The sequence below is a fragment of the Sphingomonas hominis genome (assembly GCF_013328205.1).
Taxonomy (GTDB): Bacteria; Pseudomonadota; Alphaproteobacteria; order Sphingomonadales; family Sphingomonadaceae; genus Sphingomonas; species Sphingomonas hominis.
Genome location: NZ_JABULH010000001.1, coordinates 476,052 through 498,541, shown reverse-complemented (window position 1 = coordinate 498,541; position 22,490 = coordinate 476,052). Strand labels below are relative to the sequence as shown.

Genomic DNA, 22,490 nt, shown 5'->3' with positions numbered 1-22,490 from the left:
CATGCAGCCGCTGGACGAACTCGCCGCCGGACGCCCGGCGCTCGTCTGGCGGCGACGCATCGCCGACACCGAGACGCCGGTCGCCGCCGCGCTCAAGCTGCTCGAGCCCGGCCGAGGCGACTTCCTGCTCGAATCGGTCGAGGGCGGTGCGGTACGCGGGCGCTACAGCCTGCTGGGTCTCGCGCCCGACCTCGTCTTTCGCGCCGATGGGAACCGAGCCGCGATCAACCCGCGCTGGCTGGAGGATCGCGACGCGTTTGAACCCTGCGCCGAGCCGACGCTCGCCGCCCTGCGGGCGCTGGTTGCCGCATGCCGGATGGAGGTCGCGCCCGAACTGCCGCGCGCGCTCGCCTGCCTCGTCGGCTATTTCGGCTACGACACGATCCGGCTGGTCGAGCAGCTACCCGCACCCGCGGCCGATCCGCTCGGCGTGCCCGACATGATGTTCGTGCGCCCGACGGTGATTCTCGTCTTTGACCGCCTCGCCGACGCGCTGTTCCTCGTCGCACCCGTCTGGCCCGACGCGGAGCGCACCCCCAATGCGCTGGTCGCCGCCGCCGAAGAACGGCTCGACACGGTCGAGGCGCGGCTCGCCACCGCCGCGCTGCCGCCGCGGGTGCGTGCCGAGGCGAGCGACATCGCGCTCACCCCGACGCTGCCCGAGGGTCGTTACGCCGAGATGGTCGCCGCGGCGAAGGATTATATCGAGGCGGGCGACATCTTTCAGGTCGTGCTGGCGCAGCGCTTCACCGCGCCCTTCCCGCTGCCCCCCTTCGAGCTCTACCGCGCACTGCGCCGCATCAACCCGTCGCCCTTCCTCTACCACCTCGACCTGCCGGGCTTCTCGCTGACGGGGTCGAGTCCCGAAATCCTGGTACGCGCGCGCGACGGCGAGGTCACCATCCGCCCGATTGCCGGCACCCGCCCGCGCGGCCGCACCGCCGCCGAGGACGCCGCCAACCGCGCGTCGCTGCTCGCGGACCCGAAGGAACGCGCCGAGCATCTGATGCTGCTCGACCTCGGTCGCAACGACGTCGGCCGCGTCGCCGCGCCGGGATCGGTCACCGTCACCGACAGCTACACGGTCGAATTCTACAGCCACGTCATGCACATCGTCTCCAACGTGGTCGGGCAGCTCGACCCCACGCACGACGCGATCGACGCGATCCTCGCCGGTTTTCCCGCCGGCACCGTCAGCGGCGCGCCCAAGGTTCGCGCGTGCCAGATCATCGCCGAGCTGGAACCCGAAAAGCGCGGCGCCTACGCCGGCGGCGTCGGCTATTTCTCACCCGACGGCAGCATGGATTCGTGCATCGTGCTGCGTACCGCGCTGGTGAAGGACGGCGTGATCCACGTTCAGGCCGGCGCCGGCATCGTCGCCGACAGCGACCCCGCCTACGAGCAGCGCGAATGCGAGGCAAAGTCGGGCGCCTTGCTCGCCGCAGCGCGCGAGGCGATCAATCAGGCATCGTCGGCGAGTTTCGGGCAGTAGAACCGCCGCGGCACGGCGCTTACCCGATCACGGTCGGCGAGATCCCGCCTACGCTCATCAACCAAGCATCCGCGACTATTGCGGCGCCGCGCCGGGCATCATCGCGTCATTCTTCTCCGCAGCGCGCTTCTCCGCGGCATAAGCGCGTGCCCACATCTGCGTGCACCCGGTCTGACCGCCCGTCCCGACCGGCGAGCAGGTATCGGGTATACCGCCCGCGACCCGACCGACCTGGTCGGCCGCAGCCGTCCGGTTGACCCAACTCTGGTTCTGCGCCGCAGGCTCGGCGGTGTTCCGCAATTGCTTGGGAATGCGATATTGCTCGTCCGGGTTGATCCGGCTGCACACCACCACTTCGTCGCCCTGCGCGACCGGGCATTTATCGTTGCCGGTCAGCTGCACGTTGCGAATCCGGCTCGGCGCGCGCCCCGTCTCTGCTTGCGCCTGCGCGGTGGAGCTGACCGGCGCACCGGTGCTGGTGCCGACCGGCGGCACCGTCTGCGCGGCGGCGGCCACCGGCAGCAGGATCAGAGAAACGGCGGTGGTGAAAAGCAACATGCGACTGGGCTCCTCGGGGCACATCTACAAACGCTCACCCTGCTGAATATCTCCTTACGCACAGGCGCTAATCGTGTGTCCGCGCGATTTCGCGCGTGTCACAGCGATGCAACACGTTGCGCCCGCGCACGCATCGGCTATGGCGGCGCGCATGATCCTCGTGGTCGACAATTACGACAGCTTTACCTGGAACCTGGTCCATTACCTGATGGAGCTCGGCGCCGAAGTGCAGGTCGTGCGCAACGACGCGCTGACCGCCGCCGACGCGCTCGCCAGCAACGCCACCGGCTTCCTAATCTCGCCAGGGCCGTGCACCCCGAACGAAGCGGGTATCAGCCTCGACCTCGTCGCTGCCTGCGCCGAAGCGCGTCGTCCGCTGCTCGGCGTATGTCTGGGACATCAGGCGATCGGCCAGCATTTCGGCGGCACGGTGCGGCGCGGCGGGTTGATGCACGGCAAGACCTGCCCGGTCGAGCATGACGGCACCGGATTGTTCGCCGAGCTTCCCTCGCCCTTTACCGCTACGCGCTACCATTCGCTGATCGTCACCGACGTGCCCGACGCGCTCGCGGTCAACGCGACCGCCGGCGACGCCTCGGTCATGGGCCTGCGCCACCGCGAGCTGCCGATCCACGGCGTGCAATTCCACCCCGAAAGCATTGCGACCGAGCATGGCCACGCGCTGCTCGCCAATTTCCTCGACATTGCAGGTATTCGGGCAGGTATTCGGGCCGGCACTCAGGCCAAGCAGCGCGCGTGACCAGCTTCGCGCAATTGCCCGACCCCAGCTCCCCGCTCAGCCGGCAGAGCGCGGCGCTGGCGTTCTCCGACATCCTCGATGGCCATGCGAGCGAGGAGGCGATCGCCGAGTTCCTCGTCGCGCTGTCGATCCGCGGTGAAACCAGCCTGGAGATCGCCGAGGCTGCGCGTGCCCTGCGCGACCGCCTGATCCCGATCACCGCGCCAGCGGGCGCAATTGACGTGTGCGGCACCGGCGGCGACGGACAGCACACGCTCAACGTCTCCACCGCGGTCAGCCTCGTCGTCGCTGCCTGCGGCGTGCCCGTGGCGAAGCACGGCAATCGCGCCGCCTCGTCGAAGGCGGGCGCGGCCGACACGCTCGAGTCGCTCGGGCTCGACATGGACCGTGCCGGTGCACAGGCGGAGGCGACGCTCGCCGACCTGGGCATCTGCTTCCTCTTCGCCGCCAACCACCATCCGGCGATGAAGCGCATCACCCCGATCCGCCGCCGCATCGGCCGCCGCACGATTTTCAACCTGATGGGCCCGCTCGCCAACCCCGCGCACGTCACGCGCCAGTTGATCGGCATCGCCCGCCCCGACTACGCCCCCGTTTATGCCGAGGCATTGGCGCAGCTCGGCAGCGAAGCCGCCTTCGTCGTCTCGGGCGAGGAAGGGCTCGACGAGATCTCCGGCGCAGGAGCCACGGTCGTCGTCAGCATCGGGGCCGCAAGCCTGCCCGATCGTATCGTACCCGAGGACGCCGGCGTGGCACGTCACCCGACCAGCGCGATCCGCGGCGGCGACGCGGCCTTCAACGCGGTCGCGCTCCGCCGCCTGCTGCTCGGCGGACACGGCCCCTACCGTGACGCGGTGCTGTTGAACGCCGCCGCCGCGCTCGTCCTGTCGGGCACGCAGACTGCGCTTCCCGACGCCGCCGCGCGCGCCGCCGAGGCGATCGACCGCGGCGACGCGAACGCGCTGCTCGACCGCTGGATCGCCTATTCATGACCATTCTCGACCAGATCATCGCCACCAAGCGCGAGGAAGTCGCTGCGCGCAAATCGGCCTTGACCCGTGCCGACCTCGACGCGCGCATCGCCGAACAGACACCCCCACGGGGTTTCCGCGCCGCGCTCGACCGCACCGTCGCGGCGGGCCGCCACGCGCTGATCGCCGAGATCAAGAAGGCGAGCCCGTCGAAAGGCCTGATCCGTCCCGACTTCGATCCCCCCGCACATGCGCGCGCTTACGCTGCGGGCGGCGCGACCTGTCTGTCGGTGCTGACCGACGAGCAATATTTCCACGGCTCGGACCGCTACCTCCAGGCCGCGCGCGCCGCCTGCGACCTGCCCGTCATCCGCAAGGATTTCACGATCGACCCGTGGCAGGCGATCGAGGCGCGCGCGCTTGGTGCCGACGCGATCCTGCTGATCGTCGCCGCGCTCGACGATGCAACACTCGCCGAGTGCGAAGCCGCCGCGATCGAGGTCGGGCTCGACGTGTTGGTCGAGGTTCATGACGCCGAGGAGATGGAGCGCGCCGCCCGGCTCCGCTCGCGGCTCATTGGGGTCAACAACCGCGACCTGCGCGACTTCTCAGTCGATTACCGCCGCACCTACGATCTCGTCGCGCACGCCCCCGCCGGCTGCACCTTCGTCGCGGAAAGCGGGCTCACCACGCGCGCCGATCTCGACGCCATGGCCGAACATGGCATCGGCTGCTTCCTGATCGGCGAGGCACTGATGCGCCAACCCGACGTCGAGGCGGCGACCCGCGCACTGGTCGGATGAGCGCGCTCAGCCACCTCGACGCCGATGGCGCCGCGCACATGGTCGACGTCGGCGACAAGGATGTCACCCGCCGCGAGGCCACCGCCACAGGCCGTATCGCCATGTCGGCGGAGGCGGTCGCCGCAATCCGCGCCGGTGCGGTGAAGAAAGGCGACGTGATCGCGGTCGCGCGCGTCGCGGGCATCATGGCGGCGAAACGCACCAGCGATCTCGTGCCGCTCTGTCACCCGCTGCCGATCACCCGCGTCTCGCTCGACCTCGACGTGACCGACAAGGGTGTGGCCGCCACCGCGACCGTGCGCACCGACGGCAAGACCGGCGTCGAAATGGAAGCGCTCACCGCCGTCACGGTCGCGCTGCTCACCGTCTACGACATGGCAAAGGCGATCGATAAGACGATGATTCTGCACGATATTCAGGTCGTCGCGAAGAGCGGTGGCCGTTCGGGCGATTGGCAGCGGTGACCGACTTCGGCGACCCGGCAATCGCACCGTGGCGCACGGCTGCGCGCGAGACGCTGATCGCCGACCGCTGGCTGACGCTTCACGCCGACACCTGCGTGACCGCGGAGGGCGTGGAAATCGCACCATATTACGTCACCGACTATCCCGATTGGGCGCTGATCGTGGCGCTCGACGACGCCGACAACATCCTGATGATCGAGCAATATCGACACGCGCGCGGCATCGTCTCGCTCGAACTGCCCGGCGGCGGCATCGACGCGAGCGACGCCGACCTGCTCGCCGGCGCGCGTCGCGAGCTGCTGGAGGAAACCGGCTGCGTCGCGGACACGTGGGAGCTGGTCGCCTCGCTCAGCTCCAACCCTGCGATCCACACCAACCGCTGCCATGCTATCCTCGCGCGCGGCACCCGCGTGACCGCCCAGCCACACGACGAGCCGAGCGAGCGTGTCCGCCGACAGTGGATGCCGATCACCGACGTCGTCCGCCGCGCGATGTCCGGCGAGGTTCAGCAGGCGGTCCACGTCGCCGCGCTCGCGATCGTGCTCGGCCGCCTCAACCGCTGGCACCCCACATGACGCTGCTCCCGATCGAGGAAGCGCAGGCGCGTGTCCTGGCACTCGGCACGGTCGCCGCGCACGAAGACGTCGCGATCGGTGACGCGCTCGGCCGCTGGGCCGTCCACCCGATCCACGCCGCTCGCACCCAGCCCGCGCGCGACCTGTCGGCGATGGACGGCTACGCGATCCGCTTCGCCGACCTGCCAGGCCCATGGCAGGTGATCGGCGAGAGCGCGGCGGGCAAGCCTTTCGCCGGCCGTGTTGCCGCGGGTCAAGCGACCCGCATCTTCACCGGCGCCGCGATGCCCGATGGTGCCGACACCGTGCTGGTGCAGGAAGAAGCCGAACGTGACGGCGAGCGCCTGATCCTGGCCGGCGAAGGACCACCGCACCTGTCGCGCAACGTACGCCGCCGCGGGCTCGATTTCAGCGTAGATGACGTGCTGGTCGACGCCGGGCAGCGGCTCACCCCCGCGCGCCTCGCGGTCTGCGCCACCGGCGGCGTCGCTCGCGTCACCGTCGCTCGCCCGATCCGCGTCGCCATCGCCGCTACCGGCGACGAGCTGGTCGAACCCGGCACCTCGGCCGGTCCGGACACGCTGCCGGAGTCGAACCGCCTGCTGCTGCGCGCCTTGTTCGCCGATCTGCCCGTCACCTTCGTCGATCTCGGCATCCTGCCCGACCAGCTCGACGTGCTCACGCGAGCCTTCGCGCAGGTGGAGGCCGACGTGCTCGTCACCACTGGCGGCGCATCGGTCGGCGACCACGATCTCGTCCGGCCCGCGCTGCACGCCGCCGGCTACGCGCTCGATTTCTGGCGCATCGCGCTGCGCCCGGGCAAGCCGATGCTCGCGGGACGACGCGGCGCCACCACGGTGATCGGCCTGCCCGGCAACCCCGTCTCCGCCTTCGTCACCGCGTTGCTGTTCGTGCGGCCGCTCGTCGCGCACCTGTCGGGCGCCGCCGATCCCTACCCCTCGCCGACCAGCGCCATTCTGGGTGAGCCGCTCGCTGCCAACGGCAACCGCACCGACTATCTGCGCGCCGAACTCCGCGATGGCCGCGCCTACGCCTCGACGATTCAGGACAGCTCGATGCTGCGCACGCTCGCGCGCTCGACCTGCCTCATTATCCGCCCACCGCACGCCCCCGCGGCACAAGCCGGCGACTCGGCGGAAATCCTAATGATTGCGTGAGCCGATCGCTTGACGGAACATAGCGCGTTCCTTAAAGGTTCTTTATCTGTTCACTAACGGGAGCCGGGCGATGCTCACTCGCAAGCAGCATGAGCTGATTTGCTTCATCGAAGATCGGCTGGCTGCCACCGGCGTGTCGCCATCCTTCGAGGAAATGAAGGAAGCACTCGATCTCAAGTCGAAGTCGGGCGTTCATCGCCTGATCAGCGCGCTGGAAGAGCGCGGCTACATCAAGCGTCTGCCCAATCGCGCGCGCGCGCTCGAAATCCTGCGCACGCCCGAGCGTTCCGACGCGAAGCGCGCGGCAAAGCCGGTCGAGCCGAAGCGCGAGGTGCCGCAACCCGCGAACGACGTGGTCGAGATCCCGCTGCATGGCCGCATCGCCGCCGGCGTGCCGATCGAGGCATTCGAAGGCTCGACCAGCCTGCCCGTCCCCGCCGCGTTGCTCGGTGGCGGTGAGCATTACGCGCTCGAAGTATCGGGCGATTCGATGGTTGAGGCCGGCATCCTCGACGGCGATTACGCATTGATCCGCAAGCAGGAGGTCGCGCGCGATGGCGAGATCGTGGTCGCGTTGATCGATGACAGCGAAGCCACGCTCAAATACTTCCGTCACGAAGGCGCGATGGTGCGGCTCGATCCCGCCAACCGCGCCTATGATCCTCAGCGTTACGCCCCCGCGCAGGTCCGCGTGCAGGGTAAGCTGGCCGGTATTCTCCGCCGCTACGCGTGATCCATGGGTGCGCGTCGCCGGGCGCGCGCACCACGGTCACCGTGCCGGTCGCCAACGTCACCGCGACACCGCCGCTTCGTGCCAATGCTGCACGATCGAGCGTCAGCCAGCGCCCACGGCATCGCCGCGGCACCCGACGCTCGCTCACCACGATGGCGGCGCGTCGGCACAGCGCGATCAACGCACCCGCGGGCACCAGATAGCCACTGCGCGTCGCTAGCAGCGTAACGCGTCGCACGCCCACCCGCCGCTCCGCCCAGCACAAATCGGGGTTACACCGCGACCCCGCGGCATCCGCCAGCGCGACCGGATCACCGTCAAGCCCGGCGTTCTCCGCCAGCACGTCGCGCGTATAGTCGCCCGCGCGTTCGCGCAGCAGCGACAGCGCTCCATCATCGCCGCGCCATGCCAAGTGGCGACCATCGCCCGTCACCAGCAGATCGGGTGCAGGCGTCGCGAGCGCCCACCCGGCCGCCGCGACGATCGGCACCGCACCGATCCAGCGCGCCCGCGTGCGCCACAGCGCCACCCACAACCCACCACCCACGAACAACGCAAAGGCACCGCGCGGCATCGCCGGGATCGCCGCCACTGCGCCCGGCGCGGCCGCGATCGTCTGCGCGATCCACAACAACGCCGCGATCGCGCGCCCGGCCAGCCACCACAAGGGCGCACCGATGCCAATCGCATCCAGCATCAGCGCCGCCGCTTCCAACGGCATCACCACGAACGTCGTCAGCGGGATCGCGACGATGTTGGCGAACGCGCCATACAGCCCCGCCTTGTGGAAATGGAACACCGCGATCGGCATCAGCGCGAGTTCGACCAGCACGCCGGTCGCGAGCAAGGATGCACCCTCGCGCAACCCGCGCCGCCACCAAGCCTCCTCGCGGCGAAGAAAGAACGCCCGGGCGCGCGGATGTTCGTGCAACGCGACGATCACGGTCACCGCGGCGAACGACAGTTGGAAACTCGCGCCCGCAAGCGACTGCGGCCACAACAGCAGCACGACCAGCGCACCCACTGCCACCAGCCTCAGCGTAATCGCCTCGCGCCCCAGCGCGAGCGCCGCCAGCACCATCAGCGCCGCGACGCAGCTGCGGATCGTCGGCACCTCCCCGCCCGTCAGCCAGGTATAGCCGATCGCCGCCAGCGCCGCCGCTGCGCCCGCCAGCAACGGCACCCGCCCGGTCAGCGCCAGCCGCGGCGACAATGCGAGCACCCGCATCGCCAGCCACATCACCAGCCCGACCACCGCGGTGATGTGCAACCCGCTCACCGACAGCAGATGCGCCAGCCCCGCGCGCCGCATCGCTTCGGCGTCGGCGTCCTCGATCGCGCCGACGTCACCCGTTGCCAATGCCGCCGCAATCCCGCCGACGCTTCCCGACAGGCGTGCCTGAATATGACGGGTCAGCCGCATCCGAACATCCTCGCCGCGCTGCGCAGGGCGCTCGATCATCGTGACCGCGCCGATCGCGCGTCCGGTCGCGCCCAATTGCTCGAACCAGGCGACCCGCGCGAAATCGTAAGCGCCCGGCACCGATGGTGGCGCAGGCGGCATCAGCCGCGCCTTGACCCGCACGCGCGATCCCGCGACCACGCCAGCAGACGTATCGTCGTCGGCGACGTTGACCCGCACGCGCAGCGGCACGTCGCCGCGCCGCACGCCGTCCCACTGCTCGACCTCGATCCACAAGCGCGTGAGATCGCGCGCTGGCAGCGATTGCACCCGCGCCACGCGCCCCGTGACGCTCACCATCGCGGGCCGTGCGAGCACCGGCGCGCGCACCGCTTCCGCGCGCCACCACACCAGCGCCAATCCGGTCGCGAAGGTCGTCGCCGCGACTACCACCACCGCCGCACTACGCCCGCCCCGCGCGCCGGCCAGCGCGGCGCCCGCCACACCCGTGCTCAGCAACAGCGCGATCGTCCACTGCCGCGCGTCGGGCAGCACGAACCACGCCGCCACCCCCGTACCCAGCATCACCGGCAACCACAGCACCAACTGATGCCGCTCCGCCTCCAGCCAGCGTTCCAACACACCGTGCCACGCGGCCGCGATTTGAAGCGGCCGGCCGGCTTTGCTAGGGGCGGTCACGGCTGAACTGGCCATCGTTTCTTTCACAGCCTGGGAGCAAGCGCGCTTGAGCGCAACCACCAACTCCGACACCCCTGCGAGCCGAGCGGTCGTCACCCGCTTCGCGCCGTCGCCGACCGGTTTCCTCCACCTGGGCGGCGCGCGCACCGCGCTGTTCAACCTCCTCTACGCGCGCCACCACGGCGGCACGTTCCGGCTGCGGATCGAGGATACCGACCGCGCGCGCTCGACTGAGCCGGCGATCCAGGCGATCCTGAACGGCATGCGCTGGCTCGGGCTCGATTGGGATGGCGCCGAAGTCTATCAGTTCGCCCGCGCCGACCGCCACGCCGCGGTCGCGCATCAGATGGTCGAGCACGGCCACGCCTATCGCTGCTACATGACGCAAGGCGAGATCGACGCAATGCGCGCCGAGGCGCAGGCGGCGAAGAAGCCGCTGCGCATCCGCTCTCCCTGGCGCGATCGCGGCGACGGCCCCGCCGACCAGCCCTTCGTCGTCCGCCTCAAGGCGCCGACCGAGGGCGCGACGACAATCGCCGACCAGGTGCAGGGCGAGGTGACCGTCCAGAATGCCGAGCTCGACGACATGGTCCTGCTCCGCTCCGACGGCACGCCGACCTACATGCTCGCGGTCGTCGTCGACGATCACGACATGGGCGTCACGCACATCATCCGCGGCGACGACCACCTCAACAACGCCTTCCGCCAGCTACCGATCTACCGCGCAATGGACGCCATCGCCAAAGAGGCTGGTGAGGGCGGCTGGCCCGATCCGATCTACGCGCACATTCCGCTGATTCACGGCTCCGATGGCGCGAAGCTGTCAAAGCGTCACGGCGCGGTCGGGATCGAGGCGTACCGCGACGAACTCGGCATCCTGCCCGAGGCGCTCGACAATTACCTGCTGCGGCTCGGCTGGGGCCACGGCGACGACGAGATCATCGCCCGCGACGACGCGATCCGCTGGTTCGACCTGTCGGGCGTCGGCAAGAGCCCGTCGCGCTTTGATCTGAAGAAGCTCGAGAACCTTAACGGTCACTACATCCGCGCCGCCGACGACGACCGCCTCGCCGATCTGGTCGCGGGCAAGCTCGATCTGGCACAAGACGACGCCCGCCGCGCCAAACTCGAAGCGGCAATGCCCGCGCTCAAGCCCCGCGCCGCCAACCTCAACGAGCTGACCGACGGCACCGCCTTCCTCTTCACCCAGCGTCCGCTCGCCATCGACGAGGCCGCCGCCCCGCTGCTGTCCGGCGACGCCCCCGCGCTGCTCGCCCGGCTCCACGCGGCGCTTGACGCGCTGCACAACTGGGATACGGAGAGCGCCGAGGCCGCGGTGCGGCAGGTCGCCGAGGATGCGGGCGTGAAGCTCGGACAGGTGGCCCAGCCGCTGCGCGTCGCACTAACCGGACGCAAGACGTCGCCGGGCATCTTCGACGTACTCGTCCTTCTAGGGCGCGAGGAAAGCCTGGCTCGGATCGCGGATCAAACACCCGGCAACGCAGCCGGTTCTAGGGCCTGACAGGAGACGATCATGACCGACACAGCCACATTCGATCTGGCGGGCAAGAACTTCGACTATCCCGTGCTCTCCGGCTCGGTCGGCCCCGACGTGGTCGACATCCGCAAGCTCTACGGCCAGACCGGCGCCTTCACCTACGATCCGGGCTTCACCTCGACTGCGTCGTGCCGGTCGGAGATCACCTATATCGACGGTGACGAGGGCGTGCTGCTCCACCGCGGCTACCCGATCGGCGAACTGGCTGAGCAGTCGAGCTTCATGGAGGTCGCCTACCTCCTGCTGAACGGTGAGCTGCCGTCCGCCGACGAGCTCGACGGCTTCAGCCGCACGATCAGCCGCCACACGATGGTGCACGAGCAGCTCGCGACCTTCTTCCGCGGCTTCCGCCGCGACGCGCACCCGATGGCAATCATGTGCGGCGTGGTGGGCGCGCTGTCGGCTTTCTACCACGATTCCACCGACATCCACGACCCGCAGCAGCGCATGATCGCGTCGCACCGCCTGATTGCCAAGATCCCGACGATCGCGGCGATGGCATACAAGTACAGCGTGGGTCAGCCGTTCCTCTACCCTGACAACTCGCTATCCTACACCGGCAACTTCCTGCGCATGACCTTCGGCGTGCCGGCGGAGCCCTATGAGGTGAATCCGGCGGTCGAGAAGGCGATGGACCGCATCTTCATCCTCCACGCCGATCACGAGCAGAACGCCTCGACCTCGACCGTCCGCCTCGCGGGCTCGTCGGGCGCGAACCCGTTCGCGTGCATGGCGGCGGGCATCGCCTGCCTTTGGGGCCCGGCGCACGGCGGCGCGAACGAGGCCGCGCTCAACATGCTGCACGAGATCGGCACGCCCGATCGCATCCCCGAGTATATCGCGCGCGCCAAGGACAAGAACGATCCGTTCCGCCTGATGGGCTTCGGGCACCGCGTGTACAAGAATTACGACCCGCGCGCGACCGTGATGCAGAAGACGGTGCGCGAAGTGTTCGAGGCGCTCAACGTCTCCGATCCCGTATTCGAAACCGCGCTGAAGCTCGAGGAGATCGCGCTCAACGATCCGTATTTCGTCGAGAAGAAGCTGTTCCCGAACGTCGACTTCTACTCGGGCGTCATCCTGTCGGCGATCGGCTTTCCGACCAGCATGTTCACCGTGCTGTTCGCGCTCGCCCGCACCGTCGGCTGGGTCGCGCAGTGGAACGAGATGATCACCGACCCCGACCAGAAGATCGGCCGCCCGCGCCAGCTCTACACCGGGCCGACGCAGCGCAGCTACACCCCCGTCGGCGAGCGCTGACCCGACATGCAGCGGCTCCGGCCGGTCCTCCTCGTCCTCGGCGTGCTCTGCACGCTAATGGGCGTGCTGTGGATCGGCCAGGGCCGTGGCCTCATCCACTGGCCCGCATCGAGCTTCATGCTCGACCAGCGCATCTGGGCCGACTACGGCGCCGCACTGGCAGTCGCGGGCTTGCTGATGATCCTGCTGGCGCGGCGCTTGCGGCGGTAAGGCTGTAAGAGACCGTAGACTGATCGCTCAGCAGCGCACTTACTCGATCCTTCCTTGCCTCGGCACAGCGGCTTGATGGTACCGTGGTGCAATGTCGACTTTTGGTGGAAAGCGGACATTCGTCAGGTTGTTCAATCGGCGAAGACAAAGCTTTTGCACGACGCCTACCGAGGACATGCACTGTCGTGTGCATCCCCGCAGTCACGTAGCCCTATGTTCCGCGCACTCCTGATACTTAGCGGACAGGCGCCAACGGCATCCACCCAGCCACGATAAAGCCGGACGGTGCTCTGGACTTTAGCGGTTGATCATCACGCTTGAGGTACACAGTGGCCTGTTCACCCTTGTGGAGAAAAGGTGATGATGACGGGCATATACCTTTAGCGTCGGACACCATCCACGGAAGGTCGATGATGCGCTGCTCATATGGTCCGGTCAGAACCTTTTCGACCTTCGCCTTGATCAGACCCGATCGAGTGGCATTTGCTTCATCAGATACCGTAACGACCACTACCGCATCATAAGTCTCACCATCAACAGTGAAACGGGTCGGCGTGAAACAAGCTAGTGCGTTCGCTTCAAACGCTATGAGCGTGACGATCGTCAGGGCTTTTAAGGTTCGAGACATCGCCCGAATATGACTGTCAGACGAGAGGGCCGCAATTGCGGGATAGCGGCCGTAGGGCCCCCCTGTCGTGACACAAGCCGCTTTCAGGAGGTTCGACGAAAGTCACACCCCTATGCATGCGCGTGCACCCGCGTATCTGTGTGGCGCGATGTCAAAGGACGACAGAATCGTGGCATGCTGCTTGAGTGTAGAACGGTGCCGCCTCTGCGGAGAGGAACGGAATTCGGCTAAGTAGAACTGCCGTACTCGCGTGGGTCGGTTGCTCTGCTCGCGCGCTGTTACTCCCCCGCCGGCAACCACAGCAGGAACCGCGCGCCCATGCCGGGCGCGCTGTCGACCGTCAGGTCGCCGCCCATCGCGCGTGCCAGTCGCCGCGCGATGTAGAGCCCAAGCCCGCTGCCGCCCGCCTCGCTCGCATCCACGCGCTCGAACTTCTCGAAGATGCGTGCCTGATCGGCTTCCGCGATGCCCTTCCCTTGGTCGGCAACGATCACCACCGCGCGCTCACCCTCGCGTTGCGCGCGCAGCCATACCGTCGCACCCTCGGGCGAGTAGCGCACCGCATTGCCCAGCAGGTTCACCAGGATCTGCAACGTCCGTCGGAACTCGCCGCGTGCAGGCAGCGCGCCGTCCAGTCCGTCGCGGTCGATCGTCACACCCGCATTCGCCGCGCGCACCTGCAACAGCCCCGCCGCGCGGCGCACCACGTCGGCCAGGTCGATCGCATCGTCCTCGACCGTAAAATCCTCGCGCTCGATCGCTTCCAGATCAACCAGATCGTCGACCAATCCCAGCAGATGCCGCCCCGCGCTCGCGATATCGGCGGCGTAATCGACGTAATGCGGGTCGAGCACGCCATCCATCCCGGCGTTGATCGTGTCGGCATTGGCGACGATCCGCCCCAGCGGTCCGCGCAGCACTTGGTCAAGCCGCGCATTGAACGTCTCCACCACCGGTTCGACCGGCTGCTCGTCGACCAGATAAGTCCCGCCGACGAAACCGTCGAACCCACCCAGCGGATCGCGCCGCACCGACGCCGCCAGCGTGACGCGCACGCCCGATTCGCGGATCGTCGCTACCTGCCGGTCGAAATCGATCCGCTCCGCCACCGCGTCGAGGATCGCGACATTGCCGTCGGCGTCGGGTTCGAGCGCGAACAACCGCGTCAGCGGTCGCGACAGCGCCGCCACCGCATCGAAACCGTGACGCGCCCCCGCCTGCTCGTCGATCCGCGTCACGCGCAGCTCGGCATCGACCTCCCACTGCCAATCGGCACCCGGCGGCGGCGGCAGTGCGGCGACCGTGTTCGCGCTGGTCGGCGTGCGCCACGCCGGCCGCTCGCGCAGCACCGACACGGCGAGCGAGGTGCCCCCGTCGCCCGGCGTCGCCTTGATCCAGCAATCGAGATCGATCTCGCCGTCGGCGATCGTCACCCCGCGCGAGATCAGGATGCGCAGCCGCCGCGCCAGCCGCACCAGCGTGTTGAACTGCGGCACCGCCAGCACATGGCCGCGGCTGCCGCCCGCGCGCTCGTTGATCGCGCCGAAGCCCTCGTCGGCGTCGATCAACCGGTCCTCGCGATCGAGCCGCGCGTGCAGGATCAGATGTTCGTTCACGCGCCACTACCCAGCGCCGGCGCACCCATCGACAGCGCGCGCACTGCCTGGCGAAAATCTCGCGTCAGCATCAGCGGCGCGATCACCATTCCGGCCTGCTCGGGCGCGACCACCGCGGCTGCGTCGATCGCGTCGGGCAATGCCTCGACGTCGCGCGTCCGATCCGCCTCGCCCAATGCCCAGCCGATCCGCGCCAGCACGTCGCGCTCCATGCCCAGCGCGCGCAACGCGATCCACAGCCGGTCACCATCAGGTTCGAGCGTCAGCGCGCGCGCTTCGTCCATCTCGATCCCCAACGCATGCGCCAGGAACGCCGCGAACAAGGTCAGCCGCCCCTCGATCAACGCTTCCAGCAGCAATCCCGGCAGCCGGTCGACATCGGCGTCGATCGCCGCCGCCAGCCGGTGCGCCGCAACCATCGTTCCGGCCGCGCCGTCGAAATGCGCGATCCGCTGCATCGCGGCGTCGACCAGCGCGCGGTCGGCGCTGGCGGAGGTGCCGCTCAAACGCTCGCGCAGCGCCGCCGCCACCCACCAGACGAGCTGGTGGTGCAGTTCCGCCGGCAGTTCGGCGCGCCGCTCCTCGACAGGCGCGCGGTGGCGGCTGTCGGCGAGCAGGTAATCGATCGCGGCATCACGCACCATCGCATCGTCGTGCTCACGCAACCGGACCAGCAGCCCGGTGGCGGCCCCGGGCGGGCGATTGGCGACCAGCGCCTCGTCGATCAGGTCGACCCGCGCCTGCGCCACCACGTCGTCCATCAGCGCGCGCTCGCGCAGCAACCCCGAATCGATCAACCGCGCGAACACGCTCGCGTTGCCCGCCACGACTGCCTTCGCCGCCTGCGCCTCGCCGCGCGCCGCCAGCAACCGCGCCGCCGCGTCGCCGACGTCGCGCTCGATCGCGGTCACGCTCGCCTCGATCAGCGCGCCGATCAGCGCGCGCGCCCGATCGTCCAACCGGTCGTGCTCGTCGCGAAAGAAATCCTCGATCGCGGACGCGAGTCGCCGGTTCGCGCGCCGCTCGGCCGCGGCGGCACGCAACGCCAGTGCCGCGTCGGCGGGCTCGGGCGTGAAAGGAGGGGAAAGCGACATGGTGCCACCGTGTAACGCGGCTTCGTTAAAGGCTCGCTAAGCCTGTCGACGCAACGCCTCAACCGCGGTCGCCAGCGTCGCGCTGGCATAAACCGCAGTGGCCGCCAGCGCCGCGACCGGCACGCCCAGCACCACGCCCGCGGTCAGCACCGTCAGATACGCGGGCGCGCTGCCCCACCAAGGCCGCCGTGATCCGCCGCGCGTCGCCCGTTCCGCGATCCCGCCCGCGACGACCAACTGCATCGCGAGCAACAATCCCGCGCCACCCAACCCTTGCCCCAGCAACAGCGCCGCGCATCCCGGCACGATCAGCAACGCGACGCGGATGCCGCGCTCGACCGGCGCCTCGTCGCGGAACATCGCCAGCGCACCCGCGACTTCCGCCACGATCACCGCGGCGAGCATTGCGAGCAATCCCGACACCCGCCACCCGGCATAAAGGCCACCAAGCCCCAGCAGTCCCACCGCACCGCCCGCGCCCGCCACCGCCAGCGTCGACGCGCCGCGCCGTGCCACTTCGGGCACCGCCAGCCGCGCGATCGGGCGCAGGATCACGCGATCGAACCAGCTCGGCCGCGCCGCCATCGACGCCGCCAGCACCGCGCGTCCGCGCTGATCGAGCAAGGCTGCGCGATGCTCGATCCCATGCCCCTGCCGCGCCTGATCGGGGCCAAGCTCGACACGCTCGGCACGCGCTTGGGCCAGCACGTGGAGCAGCGTCGATTGCAAATCATAGTCGGCCGGCATCGCCGCCGCCTCGCTCAACCGTCGCGCGTCCATCCGCGCCAGCCCGGCCCAGGCGACGCCGCCGCCGATCCGCTCGAACTCGCCGCCCGCCGCTTGCTCGGGCACGACCAGCAACGTGTCATCGCGTTCGCCCGCCAACGCGGTCACCACCGCGTCGGTGGTGACCAGTCCGTCCGCGATCACCAGCACACGCGCGAGCGGGTGGAGCTTCCCCAACGCGTCGCTCGCGCTGCGCACCGCGTCGACCGCGACGCCGCGCTTGCCGATCCGCGCCAGCGCGCCGATCAGCTCGGGCGTCAGCCGCGACACGATGACGACGATCTGCGACGCACCCGCCGCGATCGCGGTTCGTGCCTGATATTCGATCAAGGTCGCCGCCGCGAACGGCAGCGTCGCCGTCAGCATGCCCGGGCGATCATGCGCCTCACGTGTCGCGAAAAGCAGGCCAGCCAGCATCCGTGGCTGTTAGGGCGACTGCATGGCCCCCGCAACCCGGCCCCGCACCACCGACGCCTGTTGAACCACGCTACAAACGCTCGACGTTGCGCCGCAGCAGCCTGAGCGCGCGCGGGTCGCCCACCGGCGCGTTGATCGCTTCGCCCGCCAGCGCGGCCAGCCGCACCGCGCCGAAACTCGCCGCCAGGCCGCGTAATTTCAGCAATCCGTCGTGCCACGCGCCGGCGTCGTCCGCCGCCGCGATCGTGCTCATCGCGGCGCGCGCGCTGTCGATGAAGGCTGCGCGCAACTCGGCGATCAACGCCGGGTCGTCGCCCACCGCCGCCGACAATGCTTGATCGATCGCTCCAGGATCATAGGCCATGATCGCGTGGTTAACAGGCGCGGGTTAACGGCGGGTTGGCGCAACGACGCACGCTCCGTCGCGAACCGCTTTCGCGACGCGCCAAACGTGGTAAGCCGACGGCATGAACGGGGGGCCGTCGATCATCAATATTCGTGTGTCCGAGGACATGCAGCAGCGCGCAGGCCTCGGTATCGGGCACGACGCGGCCGCCGAAGCGCATGTCGACGAGCGATGGGACGTGCCCGTAGACCCGGCGCCCGCATCGTTCGAGCCCGAGCTGACCGAACCCGGCTGGCGCGGCGCGATGCCGTGGATCCTCGGCGGCTTCGCCATCCTGTGGGTGATCGCGCTCGTCGCGCTCGCCTGGAACCGCGTCTCGAACCCGGTCGAGATCGCGGGGATCGCCGCCGCCGCGCTCGCCGGTCCCCTGTTCGCCGGTGTCGCCTGGCTCCTGACCCTCCGCACAAGCCACGCCGAGGCGCAGCGCTTCGGCGCCAGCGCACGCGCGATGCGGCTGGAGGCGGAGGCGCTCGAATCGACAATCGGGGCGCTCGGCGCGGTGCTCGACCAGCAGCGCACGCAACTTGCCGAACAGGTGCGGATGCTCGCCGCGACCGGCGACACGGCGACAGCGCGGCTGGCGGCGATCGGCCGCGGGCTGTCGGAGGAGATCGACCAGGCCGACGTCCACGCCCGCGCGCTCGCCGACGCTGCAGGCAACGCGCAGTCGAGCCTGTCGACCCTGCTCAACAGCCTGCCGCACGCGCAGGCGGAGACGCGCGCGCTCAGCGAATCGATCGAGCAAGCCGGCCTATCGGCTAGCGAGCGCGCCGCCGCGCTCGACGCGCAGATCGCCGCGCTCACCGCGCGCGGGCGCGAGGCCGAGACGGTGGCGGGCGGCGCGGCGGAGAAGCTCGCCGCGCACATCCGCCGCATGGAAGCGACCAGCGAAACCGCCGGTGCCCGGCTCGAAGCGGTCACCTCGGACGCCGCAGGCGCAGTCGACGCCTTGCTCGATCGCACCGCCACCGCGATCGACGAGTCACGCAAAGGCATCGCGGCGCAGGGCGAGGCGATGCTGGCGCTGATCGGCACCAGCCAGGTCGCGCTCGACCAGGCCGCGCGCGAGAGCGCGGAGGCACTCAGCCAGCGGATCGAGCTGGTCGAACTGGTGATCGAACGCATCACGCGCCGGCTCGACGCGCAGCGCGGCGTCGGCGAACAGGTGTTCACCGCGCTCGAGGATAGCCTCGCGCGCAACGAGCGGCGCATGGACGCGCTCTATCACGGCGGGACCGAGCGGTCGCAGCAGCTCGCCGCCTCGATCAGCGCGCTGACCAGCTCGGCCGAGGCGATGGGCGATGCATTGCAGGCGGGCGATCATCTCGCCACGCGCACCATCGCCACCACCGAGACGCTGCTCACCGCACTCGATGCGGCGACGCGCGAGATCGACGAGACGCTGCCCGAGGCGATCGATCGGCTCGACGCGCGCATCACCGCCAGCCAGTCGGTCGTGGTCGCCGCACGACCCGAATTGCTCGCACTCGTCACCGCGGCGGAGAGCACCCACGACGCGATCCAGGCGATCGCGCAGGTCATCGCCGAACAGCGCCGCACCGTCGACGCGCTCACCGGCACCTTGCTCGACGCACTCACCAGCGGCCGTGCCAAGGCCGACGCGATCGGCCACACCGTCGACGAGGCGACCGAGCGCGCGCATCGCCTGTCCGAAGAGGCCGCGCCGCGGCTGATCGAGGCGCTGATGCGCGTCCGCGACACCGCCGCCGCTGCCGCCGACCACGCGCGCGACACGCTGGCGCAGGTGATCCCGGAGGCCGCAGAGGCGCTACACGCCGCCAGCAACGACGCGCTTCACCGCGCCGTCACCAACGGCGTCGAGGCACAGATTGCGCAGGTATCCGCGGTCGCCGAAACCGCGGTCGAGGCCGCCGCGCGCGCGACACAGCGGCTGGAGCAGCAGATCGCGGTCATTGACGCCGCCGCCGCGCGCGTCGACACGCGCCTCGCCGAGGAGCAGCAGCACCGCGACCGTGTCGAGCAGGACAGCTTCGCGCGCCGCGCGTCCCTGCTGATCGAGCAGCTCAACTCGGCCTCGATCGACCTCACCCGTACGCTCGCACCCGACGTGTCCGACAGCGCCTGGGCGGCGTATCTGAAGGGCGACCGCGGCGTGTTCACTCGCCGCGCCGTCCGCCTGCTCGACGCCGCCGAGCAGCGCGACATCGCGCGCCTCTACGACGACGAACCCGCCTTCCGCGACCAGGTCAACCGCTACATCCACGATTTCGAGGCGATGCTGCGCACCATCCTGACCCAGCGCGACTCCTCCCCACTCGGCGTGACGTTGCTGTCGTCGGACATGGGCAAGCTCTACGTCGCGCTGGCACAGGCAATCGAGCGGCTACGCTGACGCTGTCCGACAGATCAGCCACGGAGTAGGACGCAGGGGTTCTTTGACACTGCCCGCATTAATTCCGAACCCAGCCTGCCCCGACTCGACGTCGGCGTTCCGATAAACTCGCGGCGACCGTTCACCGCCGTCGTCACCCCGGACTTGATCCGGGGTCCCGCTCCTTTCGGACGCTAGAAGGCGCGCTTCACTGGATTACGTCACGAGCCACAACGCCAACGAAGTCCGCTCAGATGCCCAAGCACGCACCTACTACGTGAGCGTTTTCGGACCAGCGCAATCCACATCCTCTCGTCACCCCGGACCAGATCTGAGGTCCCGCTTCTTGGCCCGCGCAGGAGAAGGTAGTGGGATGCCGAAGCTAGTTCCGGATGACGATCAGGCGCACTTCGCTGCCCGGGCGCCAAACCGGCTTCGCCATCAAGGAGTGCACAACCGCCCTCCCCAACAGCAACGCTCATTGGCATGACTTTAGCGTGACCTTCCACCCGCACGCGGCCTGGCTCAGCACCGTACAACACCGCGCGTTGGCGTGACCTTAGCGTGACCTTCCACGCATCACACCGCGTTCGCGGCGTCGGCATAATCGAGCGTCTGCGTGTTCACCCAGCCGAACTCGTAATTGGCCATGAACAGCGCGTAGAGCAGCGTCGCCACGATCGTGGTGCGCACCACGACCTTCTTCAACGAGAACTCGTGCGGCGAACTCTCGGCGGTGCCCGGCACGTGCTCGGCCCCCGCCTCCGCCGAGGTCTTCACCCCGAACGGCAGGACGAGGAACACCGAGAACGACCAGAACAGGATGTAGATCGCCAGCATCGAGGTCCAGCGCATGACGCGTCAGACCTGCACGACGACCACGTCGATCACCGGCTTCTTGCCGGTCCACCGCGTCGCGACGCGGCGCACTGCGAGACGGACCTGCTCGCGCAGCTTCTCGCGATCGCGCGGGCTGCCGCGCATCGCCTCGCTGACGGCCGCGACCGCGTCCTCCAGGAACGCCTCGCGCTCCTCCTCGACCGGCACGCCCTGCACGCGCACGTCGGGCACGCCCCCTGCACGGCCGTTACGATCAACCGCAATCCCGACCGAAATTTGGCCGTTGACCGCGATCCGCCGGCGCTCGTTGATCGTGTTGCCATTCGACGGCAGGATCACGTCGCCGTCGAGCACCAGTCGCCCGACCGGCGCATTGCCGACCTTCTCCGGCCCGTTCGGCGCCAGCCGCACGATGTCGCCATCGGTCTGCACCAACGCGCGCGGAATGCCGTTCGATAGCCCGAAGCGCGCCTGCTCCTTCAAGTGGCGCATCTCGCCGTGGACCGGGATTAGCGCCTTCGGCCGCATCCACTCGTACATCGACTTCAGTTCAGGGCGCCCAGGATGACCCGAGACGTGGACGTGCGCCTGCTTCTCGGTCACCATCTCGACGCCCTTGCCGGCGAGCTGGTTCTGGATACGCCCGATCGCGACCTCGTTGCCGGGGATCTGCTTGGACGAGAAGATCACCGTGTCACCCTCGTCGAGCTTGATCGGGTGCGTGCCCTCGGCGACCCGCGACAGTGCCGCACGTGCCTCACCCTGCCCGCCGGTCGCGATCACCAGCACCTTGTTGCGCGGCAACCGCATCGCGGTCTCCGCGTCGATTAGGTTCGGCAGGTCCTTGAGATACCCGGTCGCCTGCGCCACCCGGATGATGCGGTCGAGCGAGCGGCCCGCGACCGCCAGCTTGCGCCCGGTCTCCTCCGCCACCTTGCCCAGTGTCGCGATGCGCGCCGCATTCGACGCGAACGAGGTGACGAGCACGCGGCCCTTCGCCTTCGCCACGGTCTCGGCGATGCCGCGGCGCACGTCCGCCTCACTGCCTGACGCCTCGGCGTTGAACACGTTGGTCGAATCGCACACCAGCACATCGATGCCCTTGTCGCCGATCGCGCGAAGCTCCTCGGGCGACGACGGCTTGCCGATCAGCGGCGTCGCGTCGAGCTTCCAGTCACCCGTGTGGAACACACGCGCCGCCTTGGTCTCGATCACCAGGCCGTTTGCCTCGGGAATCGAGTGCGCGAGCGGCACCATCGTGAATTTGAACGGGCCGACGTCGAACGCCTTGCCCGCCTCGACCAGCTTGATCTTGACGCGATCGTCGATCCGCTCTTCTTCCAGCTTGCCGCGGATCAGCCCGGCGGTGAACGGCGTCGCGTAAAGCGGCACGCCCAAATCCTCCGCCAGATACGGCAGCGCGCCGATGTGGTCCTCGTGCCCGTGCGTCAGCACCAAGCCGACCAGATTGTCGATCTGCTCCTCGATGAAGCGCAGGTCGGGCAGGATCACGTCGATGCCGGGAAAGCCCGCATCGGCGAAGGTCACGCCGCAATCGACCATCACCCACTTACCGGCATGGCCGTAGAGATTGACGTTCATCCCGATCTCGCCCGATCCGCCGAGCGCGCAGAAAAGTAGTTCGTTGTTCTTCGGTGTCATTCTTGTCCTTCACGCCCCGCTCCGC

Annotated in this window: 20 protein-coding genes and 1 pseudogene; 12 read left to right on the top strand and 9 right to left on the bottom strand. The window is 69.0% G+C overall.

The genetic code is table 11. The annotated features are described in order from the left end of the window. Nucleotide 1 precedes the first annotated feature (1 nt). Complete coding sequence (gene trpE / locus HRV97_RS02520; protein ID WP_174192103.1) at nt 2–1,492, top strand: anthranilate synthase component I; 1,491 nt, start codon at nt 2–4, stop codon at nt 1,490–1,492. A gap of 75 nt (nt 1,493–1,567) precedes the next feature. Here trpE and HRV97_RS02515 read toward each other — a convergent pair whose 3' ends face one another. Further along, complete coding sequence (locus tag HRV97_RS02515) at nt 1,568–2,050, bottom strand: hypothetical protein (protein WP_174192102.1); 483 nt, start codon at nt 2,048–2,050, stop codon at nt 1,568–1,570. Nucleotides 2,051–2,201: 151 nt separating this feature from the next. Between HRV97_RS02515 and HRV97_RS02510 the strand changes: the two genes are divergently transcribed. The 7 genes from HRV97_RS02510 (at nt 2,202) to lexA (ending at nt 7,534) form a co-directional block, all read left to right on the top strand. Continuing rightward, nucleotides 2,202–2,810, top strand: coding sequence for an anthranilate synthase component II (locus HRV97_RS02510; RefSeq protein WP_174192101.1), 609 nt, complete (start codon nt 2,202–2,204; stop codon nt 2,808–2,810). Further along, nucleotides 2,807–3,802: an anthranilate phosphoribosyltransferase gene (gene trpD / locus HRV97_RS02505; protein WP_174192100.1), complete on the top strand. Its 996-nt coding sequence runs from the start codon at nt 2,807–2,809 to the stop codon at nt 3,800–3,802. The genes HRV97_RS02510 and trpD overlap by 4 nt, the downstream gene beginning before the upstream one ends. Further along, on the top strand, nt 3,799–4,584 hold the full coding sequence (gene trpC / locus HRV97_RS02500) for an indole-3-glycerol phosphate synthase TrpC (RefSeq protein WP_174192099.1): 786 nt from the start codon (nt 3,799–3,801) through the stop codon (nt 4,582–4,584). Before trpD ends, trpC begins: the two co-directional genes overlap by 4 nt. Further along, nucleotides 4,581–5,048 carry a cyclic pyranopterin monophosphate synthase MoaC gene (moaC, locus tag HRV97_RS02495; RefSeq protein WP_174192098.1) on the top strand — a complete coding sequence of 156 codons (468 nt, stop codon included), beginning with the start codon at nt 4,581–4,583 and terminating at the stop codon, nt 5,046–5,048. The genes trpC and moaC overlap by 4 nt, the downstream gene beginning before the upstream one ends. Beyond that, nucleotides 5,045–5,623 (top strand): NUDIX hydrolase, encoded by a 579-nt coding sequence (locus HRV97_RS02490; RefSeq protein ID WP_343044410.1) that lies wholly within the window; start codon nt 5,045–5,047, stop codon nt 5,621–5,623. The genes moaC and HRV97_RS02490 overlap by 4 nt, the downstream gene beginning before the upstream one ends. After that, a complete protein-coding gene (locus HRV97_RS02485) occupies nt 5,620–6,801 on the top strand; it encodes a molybdopterin molybdotransferase MoeA (protein ID WP_174192097.1) in 1,182 nt (393 codons plus the stop codon). Before HRV97_RS02490 ends, HRV97_RS02485 begins: the two co-directional genes overlap by 4 nt. 70 nt (nt 6,802–6,871) lie before the next feature. After that, a complete protein-coding gene (lexA, locus tag HRV97_RS02480; RefSeq protein ID WP_174192096.1) occupies nt 6,872–7,534 on the top strand; it encodes a transcriptional repressor LexA in 663 nt (220 codons plus the stop codon). A gap of 568 nt (nt 7,535–8,102) precedes the next feature. Here the strand turns inward: lexA and HRV97_RS02475 are convergent. Next, a pseudogene (locus HRV97_RS02475) lies at nt 8,103–9,521 on the bottom strand (ComEC/Rec2 family competence protein); the annotation flags it as partial. Nucleotides 9,522–9,681: 160 nt separating this feature from the next. On the opposite strand from HRV97_RS02475, the gene gltX reads away from it, so the two are divergent. The 3 genes from gltX to HRV97_RS02460 are packed head-to-tail and all read left to right on the top strand — an operon-like array spanning nt 9,682 to nt 12,663. Next, nucleotides 9,682–11,157, top strand: coding sequence for a glutamate--tRNA ligase (gene gltX / locus HRV97_RS02470; RefSeq protein ID WP_174192095.1), 1,476 nt, complete (start codon nt 9,682–9,684; stop codon nt 11,155–11,157). A gap of 12 nt (nt 11,158–11,169) precedes the next feature. Beyond that, complete coding sequence (gene gltA / locus HRV97_RS02465) at nt 11,170–12,453, top strand: citrate synthase (RefSeq protein WP_174192094.1); 1,284 nt, start codon at nt 11,170–11,172, stop codon at nt 12,451–12,453. Between the two features lie 6 nt (nt 12,454–12,459). After that, nucleotides 12,460–12,663, top strand: coding sequence for a hypothetical protein (locus HRV97_RS02460; protein WP_174192093.1), 204 nt, complete (start codon nt 12,460–12,462; stop codon nt 12,661–12,663). A 235-nt stretch (nt 12,664–12,898) separates the two neighbouring features. Here the strand turns inward: HRV97_RS02460 and HRV97_RS02455 are convergent, their stop codons facing one another. The 5 genes from HRV97_RS02455 to HRV97_RS02435 all read right to left on the bottom strand — a co-directional run bounded on the left by HRV97_RS02455 (nt 12,899) and on the right by HRV97_RS02435 (nt 17,568). Continuing rightward, nucleotides 12,899–13,291, bottom strand: a complete 393-nt coding sequence (locus tag HRV97_RS02455) for a hypothetical protein (RefSeq protein ID WP_174192092.1) — start codon at nt 13,289–13,291, stop codon at nt 12,899–12,901. A gap of 278 nt (nt 13,292–13,569) precedes the next feature. Then, nucleotides 13,570–14,907: an ATP-binding protein gene (locus HRV97_RS02450; protein ID WP_174192091.1), complete on the bottom strand. Its 1,338-nt coding sequence runs from the start codon at nt 14,905–14,907 to the stop codon at nt 13,570–13,572. Beyond that, entirely contained in the window at nt 14,904–16,001 is a 1,098-nt protein-coding gene (locus HRV97_RS02445; protein ID WP_174192090.1) for a DUF2336 domain-containing protein, read from the bottom strand. Before HRV97_RS02445 ends, HRV97_RS02450 begins: the two co-directional genes overlap by 4 nt. Before the next feature lie 36 nt (nt 16,002–16,037). Further along, nucleotides 16,038–17,204 (bottom strand): hypothetical protein, encoded by a 1,167-nt coding sequence (locus tag HRV97_RS02440; RefSeq protein WP_174192089.1) that lies wholly within the window; start codon nt 17,202–17,204, stop codon nt 16,038–16,040. A 70-nt stretch (nt 17,205–17,274) separates the two neighbouring features. Then, complete coding sequence (locus HRV97_RS02435; protein WP_174192088.1) at nt 17,275–17,568, bottom strand: Hpt domain-containing protein; 294 nt, start codon at nt 17,566–17,568, stop codon at nt 17,275–17,277. A gap of 103 nt (nt 17,569–17,671) precedes the next feature. Between HRV97_RS02435 and HRV97_RS02430 the strand changes: the two genes are divergently transcribed. Further along, nucleotides 17,672–19,984: a coiled-coil domain-containing protein gene (locus HRV97_RS02430; protein WP_223176545.1), complete on the top strand. Its 2,313-nt coding sequence runs from the start codon at nt 17,672–17,674 to the stop codon at nt 19,982–19,984. A gap of 558 nt (nt 19,985–20,542) precedes the next feature. Here HRV97_RS02430 and HRV97_RS02425 read toward each other — a convergent pair. Both HRV97_RS02425 and HRV97_RS02420 read right to left on the bottom strand, forming a co-directional pair. Next, nucleotides 20,543–20,818: a DUF1467 family protein gene (locus HRV97_RS02425; protein WP_174192087.1), complete on the bottom strand. Its 276-nt coding sequence runs from the start codon at nt 20,816–20,818 to the stop codon at nt 20,543–20,545. Nucleotides 20,819–20,824: 6 nt separating this feature from the next. Beyond that, nucleotides 20,825–22,465 (bottom strand): ribonuclease J, encoded by a 1,641-nt coding sequence (locus HRV97_RS02420; RefSeq protein ID WP_174192086.1) that lies wholly within the window; start codon nt 22,463–22,465, stop codon nt 20,825–20,827. Between the last annotated feature and the right edge of the window lie 25 nt (nt 22,466–22,490).